Source organism: Streptomyces sp. H39-C1 (assembly GCF_027158125.1).
Classification (GTDB): Bacteria; Actinomycetota; Actinomycetes; order Streptomycetales; family Streptomycetaceae; genus Actinacidiphila; species Actinacidiphila fildesensis.
On the sequence record NZ_JAPVLS010000004.1, the window covers coordinates 1 to 8,224 of the forward strand.

The 8,224-nt window shown below is 67.4% G+C and carries 3 protein-coding genes, 1 tRNA gene and 2 rRNA genes; 5 read left to right on the top strand and 1 reads right to left on the bottom strand.

All coding sequences use genetic code 11. The annotated features are described in order from the left end of the window. The 4 genes from O3W51_RS04000 to O3W51_RS04015 all read left to right on the top strand — a co-directional run. Positions 1-1,846, top strand: a 23S ribosomal RNA gene (locus O3W51_RS04000); the annotation flags it as partial. Positions 1,847-1,924: 78 nt separating this feature from the next. After that, a 5S ribosomal RNA gene (gene rrf, locus O3W51_RS04005) occupies positions 1,925-2,041 on the top strand. A gap of 130 nt (positions 2,042-2,171) precedes the next feature. Further along, the gene (locus O3W51_RS04010) at positions 2,172-2,843 is read left to right on the top strand and encodes a DegT/DnrJ/EryC1/StrS family aminotransferase (protein WP_138358952.1); all 672 of its coding nucleotides are present in this window, start codon (positions 2,172-2,174) and stop codon (positions 2,841-2,843) included. Positions 2,844-2,919: 76 nt separating this feature from the next. After that, positions 2,920-2,995 (top strand) — tRNA-Thr (locus tag O3W51_RS04015). Between the two features lie 89 nt (positions 2,996-3,084). Here the strand turns inward: O3W51_RS04015 and O3W51_RS04020 are convergent. After that, positions 3,085-5,706 (bottom strand): SpoIIE family protein phosphatase, encoded by a 2,622-nt coding sequence (locus tag O3W51_RS04020; protein ID WP_138358954.1) that lies wholly within the window; start codon positions 5,704-5,706, stop codon positions 3,085-3,087. Between the two features lie 371 nt (positions 5,707-6,077). Between O3W51_RS04020 and O3W51_RS04025 the strand changes: the two genes are divergently transcribed. Continuing rightward, positions 6,078-8,224 (top strand): HAMP domain-containing protein (locus tag O3W51_RS04025; protein ID WP_443048238.1); only part of this gene is annotated, 2,147 nt, incomplete at its 3' end.

The window sequence follows — 8,224 nt, forward strand, 5'->3', positions numbered from 1 at the left end:
GAAGCCCTAACGGGTGCGGGGATGGGTAGGGGAGCGTCGTGTGCCGGGTGAAGCGGCGGCGGAAGCCAGTCGTGGACGGTACACGAGTGAGAATGCAGGCATGAGTAGCGATACACACGTGGGAAACGTGTGCGCCGATTGACTAAGGGTTCCTGGGTCAAGCTGATCTGCCCAGGGTAAGTCGGGACCTAAGGCGAGGCCGACAGGCGTAGTCGATGGACAACCGGTTGATATTCCGGTACCCGCTTTGAAACGCCCAGTATCGAACCCTCTGATGCTAAGGCCGTGAAGCCGTCCTGGAGCCTTCGGGCAAAGGGGAGTGGTGGAGCCGCCGGTCCAAGGTGGTAGTAGGTAAGCGATGGGGTGACGCAGGAAGGTAGTCCAGCCCGGGCGGTGGTTGTCCCGGGGTAAGGGTGTAGGGCGTTGCGTAGGCAAATCCGCGCGACATATAGTCTGAGACCTGATGCCGAGCCGATTGTGGTGAAGTGGATGATCCTATGCTGTCGAGAAAAGCCTCTAGCGAGTTTCATGGCGGCCCGTACCCTAAACCGACTCAGGTGGTCAGGTAGAGAATACCGAGGCGTTCGGGTGAACTATGGTTAAGGAACTCGGCAAAATGCCCCCGTAACTTCGGGAGAAGGGGGGCCACAACTGGTGAGGGGACTTGCTCCCTGAGCTGGGGGTGGCCGCAGAGACCAGCGAGAAGCGACTGTTTACTAAAAACACAGGTCCGTGCGAAGCCGTAAGGCGATGTATACGGACTGACGCCTGCCCGGTGCTGGAACGTTAAGGGGACCGGTTAGTCACATTTCGGTGTGGCGAAGCTGAGAACTTAAGCGCCAGTAAACGGCGGTGGTAACTATAACCATCCTAAGGTAGCGAAATTCCTTGTCGGGTAAGTTCCGACCTGCACGAATGGCGTAACGACTTCTCGACTGTCTCAACCATAGGCCCGGTGAAATTGCACTACGAGTAAAGATGCTCGTTTCGCGCAGCAGGACGGAAAGACCCCGGGACCTTTACTATAGCTTGATATTGGTGTTCGGTTCGGCTTGTGTAGGATAGGTGGGAGACTTTGAAGCGGCAGCGCCAGCTGTTGTGGAGTCGTCGTTGAAATACCACTCTGGTCGTGCTGGATGTCTAACCTCGGTCCGTGATCCGGATCAGGGACAGTGTCTGGTGGGTAGTTTAACTGGGGCGGTTGCCTCCTAAAGAGTAACGGAGGCGCCCAAAGGTTCCCTCAGCCTGGTTGGCAATCAGGTGTTGAGTGTAAGTGCACAAGGGAGCTTGACTGTGAGACTGACGGGTCGAGCAGGGACGAAAGTCGGGACTAGTGATCCGGCGGTGGCTTGTGGAAGCGCCGTCGCTCAACGGATAAAAGGTACCCCGGGGATAACAGGCTGATCTTCCCCAAGAGTCCATATCGACGGGATGGTTTGGCACCTCGATGTCGGCTCGTCGCATCCTGGGGCTGGAGTCGGTCCCAAGGGTTGGGCTGTTCGCCCATTAAAGCGGTACGCGAGCTGGGTTTAGAACGTCGTGAGACAGTTCGGTCCCTATCCGCTGCGCGCGTAGGAATATTGAGAAGGGCTGTCCCTAGTACGAGAGGACCGGGACGGACGAACCTCTGGTGTGCCAGTTGTCCTGCCAAGGGCATGGCTGGTTGGCTACGTTCGGAAAGGATAACCGCTGAAAGCATCTAAGCGGGAAGCCTGCTTCGAGATGAGTATTCCCACCCCCTTTGAGGGGTTAAGGCTCCCAGTAGACGACTGGGTTGATAGGCCAGATGTGGAAGCCCGGTAACGGGTGGAGCTGACTGGTACTAATAGGCCGAGGGCTTGTCTAACTATTTTTGCTTCGCGTCCACTGTGTAGTTCTGAAGTAACGAACCGTGATAATACCCGGTTGGTTAACTTCATAGTGTTTCGGTGGTCATAGCGTTAGGGAAACGCCCGGTTACATTCCGAACCCGGAAGCTAAGCCTTTCAGCGCCGATGGTACTGCAGGGGGGACCCTGTGGGAGAGTAGGACGCCGCCGAACAATCATTCAGCCCCAACCCCCGAGCTTCGGCTCGGGGGTTGGGGCTTTTTTGTTGTCCGTCACCCCATGTTCATGTGCCGGCGGGAACCTTGGCACCTCGACATGTGGAGGTAGGGACGTGCGTCAGCTGATGATGGACAGACAGCCCCTGCAAGCTCTCGGTATCGGTGTGGGCGACGAGGTGATCGTGCCGTCCTTCGCGCCCGAGTCGTCCGCGGCGGCCGTGGTGATGGTGGGCGCGACACCGGTGTTCGCCGATATCGACCCGCGCACGTACTGCCTCGACCCCGCCTCCGTGGAGGCCGCACTGACCCCCAGGACGTCGGCCGTCATAGCGGTGCACCTCTTCGGCCACCCGGCCCCGATGCGGGAGCTGGGGGAACTGGCGGCGCGGCAGGGGATCGCGCTGGTCGAGGAGGAGGAGCCGGCGGGGGACGTGGGGGAGATCGCCCGCCGCCGCGCGCACGCCCGCTTCCTGGACTCGGCGCTGACCGGCGTCATCGTGCCGTACGTCGAGCCGGGCGCACACCACGTCTACCACCACTACACAGTGCGGATCCCGGGCAACGGCCGGCCCGACCGGGACGCCTTCGCCAGGGCGCTGTCGAGGCGCGGCGTACGGGCGACCGTGAGCGTCCCGACGCCCGTGCACCGGCTCGCGGCGCACCGGTCCCGTGAGGTGCTGCCGGAGACCGAGCGGGCCGCGGCGCAGGCGCTGTCGCTGCCGGTGCACTCGGGTCTCACCCAGCGGGAGTTGACGCATATCGCCGACGCCTGCAACGCCCTCGGTGGCCTGCTCTGATCCGGTCCGGCGGCGGTTCGGGGCGGGTTACCGAGCACGGCACTTCATGGGTTAAGATTTTCCATGTCGACACCGAGCCCCTATAGCTCAGTCGGTAGAGCGTCTCCATGGTAAGGAGAAGGTCTGCGGTTCGATTCCGCATGGGGGCCCCAGTACAGAAGGACCCCCCGCCTGACGGCGGGGGGTCTTTTCGTTGTCCGGGCCCCCGGCGCCCGGGGCACCGCGGGTTCCTGCCGTGCCGTCAGTTGTCGGGCAGGGCGGGGACGCGCATCGCGAGGATGGCCATGTCGTCGGAGGGCGCGTCGGAGGCGAAGCGTTCCACCGCGCGCTGGATACGGGCGGCGACGGCGCCGGCGGTGAGGCCGGTGCAGGTGGCGAGAACGTCGGCGAGGCCGTCGTCACCGAGCATGCGGGTGCCCTCGCGGCGTTCGGTCACGCCGTCGGTGACGCAGAGCATGACGTCGCCCGGGTCCAGGGTGATGGTCTGTTCGACGAGCTCCAGGTCCTCCAGGACGCCGAGGAGCGGCTGCGGGTCGGCGGCGGACTCCACGGTGCCGTCCGGACGCAGCCGCAGCGGCAGCGGGTGGCCGGCGCAGACGACCTTGAGGATGGCGCTTCCGTCGGGCTGCGGCCACAACTCCCCGTAGAGCAGGGTCAGGAAGCGGCTGCGGGCGCCCTCGTCCAGGATGGCGGCGTTGAGGCGCTCCAGGACGGCCGGCCCGCCGAAGCCCTCGCGGGCGAGGAGCCGGATCGCGTGCCGGGCCAGGCCGGTGACGGCCGCGGCCTCGGGGCCGGTGCCGCAGACGTCGCCGATGGCGAAGCCCCAGCAGCCGTCGCGGATCGGGAACAGGTCGTAGAAGTCGCCGCCGACCTCGTTGCCTTCGCCGGCCGCCCGGTAGATGACCTCGACCTCGACGCCGGGAATGGGCGGCAGGCCCGGCGGCAGCAGACTGCGCTGGAGAGCCTGGCTGATGGCCGTGCGCTCGCTGTACAGCCGGGCGTTGTCCAGGGCGAGGGCGGCGCGGCGGGAGAGGTCCTCGGCGAGTTCGAGGATCTCCTGGCGGAAGCGTTCGTCGGCGGGCTTGCCGAGGGTGAGCATGCCGATGACGCGGTTACGGGCGACGAGCGGCAGGACGACGGTCTCGCCGCCGACCGCGGCGGCGGTCGCCAGCGCGGTGCCGGGTCCGGTCGCCGGGCGGCCGGCCTCGCCGAGGCCGAGGCTGCGCAAGGAGGCGCGCAGTGCGGTGGAGTGGGCGGCGTCGGAGGGCGCGGTCCAGATGCGCGCGCCGGGCGTGGGCTCCGGCGCGGGCGGGTTGAGCTTCGACAGCAGGGCCTTGATGCCGTCGATCCGGTCCTCGTCCTCGTGCAGCACGAAGGCGAGTTCGGGTTCCGACTGTTCGGCGATGGTGTAAACGGCGCACCAACTGGCCAGGGTGGGCACGGTCATCTGGGCCATGAGGGCCAGCGTCTGGTCGCGTTCCAGGGTGCCCGCGAGCAGGTCGGAGGCCTCGACGAGGAAGGACAGCGAGCCGCGGCGCAGCCGTTCCAGCTCGGTGAGGCGGGCGCTCTCGACGGCCAGCGCGATGCGGTCCGCGGCGAACTGCAGCCGCAGCGCTTCCTCGTTGGAGTAGCGGCCCGGTGCCTCGGCGGCGACGCCCAGGGAGCCGGTGAGGCGGCCCTCGACCTTCAGCGGCACGGTGACGATGGAGCGCATGCCGGTGCCGGCGAGCAGTGGGACGGCGCCGGGGACGGCGTTGAGGTCCTCGTGGACGGCGGGCATCCTGGCGCTGCCGTAGCGGCCGGTGCCGGCCTCGACGGGGACGCGGGCGAAGCGCTGCCGGGCGGAGGGCAGGCCGGTGGAGGCGCGTACCTCCAGCTCCGTCTCGTCGTCGGTGGCGAGCAGCAGGTACGCGGCGTCGCCGTCGAGCATGTCGCGGGCGCGCTCCACGGTGCGCTGCAGCAGCCCGTCGAGGTCGTCGGGCGCCGGGGAGCCGATGAACACCTCGAAGGCGTCCGCGGCCTTTCCGCGGTCGCCGGACGCGGAGTCCGAGTTGACGGGGCCGCGCGCGGGGCTCTGCAGGACGGCCCGCTCGTCGGCGCGGACCAGCAGGCAGACGGTGGAGGGCTCACCGGTGGTGTCGCGGACCCGCAGATGGGAGCCGTACACGGGCTGTACGCGGCCGTCGGCGCCCCGTATCCCGTAGGTGCCCTCCCAGCGGGAGAGGAGCAGCGCCTCGGCGAGGCCGATGCCGGTGCCGGGGGTCTGCGGCCAGGCGGTGAGTTCGGTGAGGGGCTTTCCGATCATCCGCTCGGAGGTGTGGCCGAACAGATCCGTGGCGTCGTCGTTCCAGCGCGTGACGACGGCGTGCCGGTCGACCTGGATCACGGCCACCCGGACCCGCTCGTCGGTCAGCGGCAGGGCGGCGGTCGGCAGCGCGGGGCTCGCGGCGCGGGTGCCCGCGGAGCGCTCCGGCAGGTCGAGCTGGAACCAGACGTGCTTGGCGGCGGGGGTGTACTCGACGCCCCAGCGGCTGGCGAGGGCGGAGCACAGGACGAGGCCGCGGCCACCCTCACTGTCCGGGTTGCGGATCTGGAGTCCGGCGTCCTGGAGGGGAACCTCACGCTCGGGGTACCGGTCGGCGACCTCCACCCGTACCGCTGTGTCGTAGCGCAGGCACTGTACGTCAGCGGAGGTGCCGGCGTGGACCACGGCATTGGTGACGAGTTCGCTGGTCAGAACGACAGCGTCATCGACGATGTCGGAGAAGCCCCAGCCCTGCAGAGTGTCGCGGACGAAGGCGCGCGCGATGGCGACCGATCGCCCCACCGGCTGGAAGGTGGCCGCTGCCCGCGCCGTGATCACAGAACTCCTTGTGCGCCCCAGGACGCTGTCGTCGGTCTCGCTCTCGATTCCCTGCGCCGTCACCGGCGGCCCCCGTGAGGTGTAGGCCCGGTCTGTGGCGGGCAACCGGATGCCAGGTTACTTACCTCTGCTGATGGCGTGTGCGCTGGTTCCGGGTGTTTCTGCCCCGATCGTGCGACAGGTCATATGCGAAGCTGCCGAACTGTTATGGCCATGCGCAGGCATGGTGAAACACTGGGCATGTCTAAGAGGCAGTTCACGAGCAGTTTGGTCGACCCTCCGGGAGGGACACGGTGGAGTCCAGCGCATCGACGCGCGGTGCAGTTTCGCGTGCAAAGAACGCGCGATCCCGCGCCAACGGGACCATCGAGGTGGATTCGGCTGCCTTGTACAGACTTCTGGCGGCGTTGGCGTCCATGAGGGACGGCAACTTCCGCAAGCGGTTGACGGTGTCGGGAGACGGGCTGATGGCGGAGATCTCCGCCGTCTTCAACGAGGTCGCCGACCGCAATCAGCATCTGACGGGTGAGCTGGCGCGGGTGCGCCGGGTGGTCGGCCGTGAGGGAAAGCTCACGGAGCGGCTGGAGACCGGTGCCTGCGAGGGCTCGTGGGCGGCGGCGATCGACGCGTCCAACGCGCTGGTCGACGATCTCGTCCGGCCGGTCTCCGAGGTGGGAAGGGTGCTGTCGGCGGTCGCGGAGGGCGATCTGGAACAGCGGATGGACCTGCGGTCGCAGGGCGCGGACGGTTCCGCGCATCCGCTGCGCGGTGAGTTCCTCAAGGTCGGCCGGACGGTCAACGGCCTGGTGGACCAGTTGTCCGCGTTCACCGACGAGGTGACCCGCGTCGCCAGCGAGGTCGGCACCGAGGGCAAGCTCGGCGGCCAGGCCAAGGTGCGCGGTATGTCCGGTTCGTGGAAGGACCTGACGGATTCCGTCAACACGATGGCGTCCCGGCTCACCGCCCAGGTACGTGACATCGCTCTCGTGACGACGGCGGTCGCCAAGGGTGATCTGTCCCGGAAGGTCACGGTTCACGTGGCCGGCGAGATGCTGGAACTGAAGAACACCGTCAACACGATGGTCGACCAGCTGTCGTCGTTCGCCTCCGAGGTGACGCGAGTCGCCCGTGAGGTCGGTACGGAGGGTGAGCTCGGCGGTCAGGCGCAGGTGCCGGACGTCGCCGGGGTGTGGAAGGACCTGACGGACTCCGTCAACCTCATGGCCGGGAACCTGACGGCCCAGGTGCGGGACATCGCGCAGGTGACGGCGGCGGTCGCCAACGGCGACCTGTCGCAGAAGATCACCATCGGGGCGCGCGGCGAGGTGGCGCAGCTCGCCGAGACGATCAACGCGATGACCGAGACGCTGCGGACGTTCGCCGACGAGGTGACCCGCGTGGCGGGCGAGGTCGGCGCCGAGGGGCTGCTGGGCGGTCAGGCGCAGGTGCCGGGGGCGGCGGGGACGTGGAAAGACCTCACGGACTCGGTGAACACCGCGTTCCGCAACCTCACCGCACAGGTGCGGGACATCGCGCAGGTGACGACGGCGGTGGCCAACGGCGACCTGTCGCAGAAGGTCACGGTGGACGTCTCCGGCGAGATGCTGGAGCTCAAGAACACCGTGAACACGATGGTGGACCAGCTGTCCTCCTTCGGCGCGGAAGTGACACGGGTGGCGCGTGAGGTCGGCGTCGAGGGCGAGCTGGGCGGTCAGGCGCAGGTGCCGGGCGCGGCGGGGACGTGGAAGGACCTCACCGACTCGGTGAACACCGCCTTCCGCAACCTGACGGGCCAGGTCCGCAACATCGCGCAGGTGACGACGGCGGTCGCCAACGGCGATCTGTCGCAGAAGGTCACGGTGGATGTCTCCGGCGAGATGCTGGAGCTCAAGAACACCGTGAACCGCATGGTCGACCAGCTGTCGTCCTTCGCGGCCCAGGTGACCCGGATGGCGCGGGACGTGGGCACGGAGGGCCGGCTCGGCGGCCAGGCGCGGGTGGACGGCGTCGCCGGCACCTGGAAGGACCTGACGGACTCCGTCAACTTCATGGCGGGCAACCTGACGTCCCAGGTGCGGCAGATCGCCCAGGTGACGACGGCGGTGGCGCGGGGTGACCTGTCGCAGAAGATCGACGTGGACGCCCGGGGCGAGATCCTCGAGCTGAAGAACACCATCAACACGATGGTCGACCAGCTGTCCTCGTTCGCCGACCAGGTGACCCGCGTCGCACGCGATGTGGGTACCGAGGGCCGGCTCGGCGGCCAGGCGCAGGTGCCCGGTGTCGCGGGTGTGTGGCGCGATCTGACCGATTCGGTGAACGGCATGGCGGGGAACCTGACCGCCCAGGTCCGCAACATCGCGCAGGTCGCGACGGCGGTGGCGCGCGGCGACCTGTCGCAGAAGATCGACGTGGACGCCCGGGGCGAGATCCTCGAGCTGAAGAACACCATCAACACGATGGTCGACCAGCTGTCCTCGTTCGCCGACCAGGTGACCCGGGTGGCCCGCGAGGTGGG